Raw genomic sequence first — 1249 nt, forward strand, 5'->3', positions numbered from 1 at the left:
GCCGGGCCGGCTCTCCCTCGCGGCGGGTCAGGCCATTGGTCAGGCGCTTGATCAGCCCCATCGGCCCGCTGTTCTCGTGGTCGGCAGGGCGGCTCTTGGCTTCCACCTCGGCCTTCACCACCGGCGGAAAGTCCTCCACGCGCGGCATGCGCTGCGGCGCCGCCGCAACAGGCTGCGGCATCTCGCGCTGCGGCGCCGGCTGCACGACCTGCTGCTGCACCACCGGCTGCGGCTGCGCCGGCGGGGCCTGGAAGATCTTGCTCTGCGGCCGGAAGTCGTCGACCGGCGCCGGGCGCGGCTGCGCCATCGCGGCGGCATTCGCCTCGGCAAGTTGGATCGCCTCGGCGACCGGATCGACCGCGCGCGGCTCGTAGACCGTCTGCTGTTGAACCGGCGCGGGACGGCTTTCCTGAACAGGCGCCGCGGGACGAGCGACCGGCTTCTGCGGCGCGCGGATCGAGATCGGCGCGGCAGCAATTTCGGCCGCCGACTTGTCGATGCCGGTGGCGACCACCGAGACGCGGATCACGCCTTCCAGTTCCTCGTCGAAGGTGGCGCCCAGGATGATGTTGGCGTCCTGGTCGACCTCCTCGCGGATGCGGGTCGCGGCTTCGTCCACCTCGAACAGGGTGAGGTCGCGGCCGCCGGTGATCGAGATCAGCAGGCCCTTGGCGCCCTTCATCGAGGTTTCGTCGAGCAGCGGGTTGGCGATCGCGGCTTCCGCGGCGGCCATCGCGCGGCCCTCGCCCGAAGCCTCCCCCGTGCCCATCATCGCCTTGCCCATCTCGCGCATCACCGAACGGACGTCGGCGAAGTCGAGGTTGATCAGGCCTTCCTTGACCATCAGGTCGGTGATGCAGGCAACGCCGGAGTAGAGCACCTGGTCGGCCATCGCAAAGGCATCGGCGAAGGTGGTCTTGTCATTGGCCAGCCGGAACAGGTTCTGGTTGGGGATGACGATCAGCGTATCGACGCATTTCTGCAGTTCCTCGATGCCCATGTCGGCCGTCTTCATGCGGCGCTGGCCTTCGAAATGGAACGGCTTGGTGACGACGCCGACGGTGAGGATGCCCTTCTCCCGTGCCGCGCGGGCAACGACCGGAGCAGCGCCCGTACCCGTGCCGCCGCCCATGCCGGCGGTGACGAAGCACATATGCGTGTTGGAGAGATGGTCGATGATCTCGTCGATGCATTCTTCCGCCGCGGCGCGGCCGACTTCCGGCTGCGAGCCGGCGCCGAGCCCTTCGGT

General features: G+C 68.9%; 1 protein-coding gene. It reads right to left on the minus strand.

Features of this window, described 5'->3' with window-relative positions; genetic code table 11:
- Positions 1-1249: cell division protein FtsZ (ftsZ, locus tag EOA29_RS36900; protein WP_127222422.1), on the minus strand; the 1249-nt coding region annotated here is incomplete at both ends.

Source organism: Mesorhizobium sp. M1E.F.Ca.ET.063.01.1.1 (genome assembly GCF_003998155.1).
Classification (GTDB): Bacteria; Pseudomonadota; Alphaproteobacteria; order Rhizobiales; family Rhizobiaceae; genus Mesorhizobium.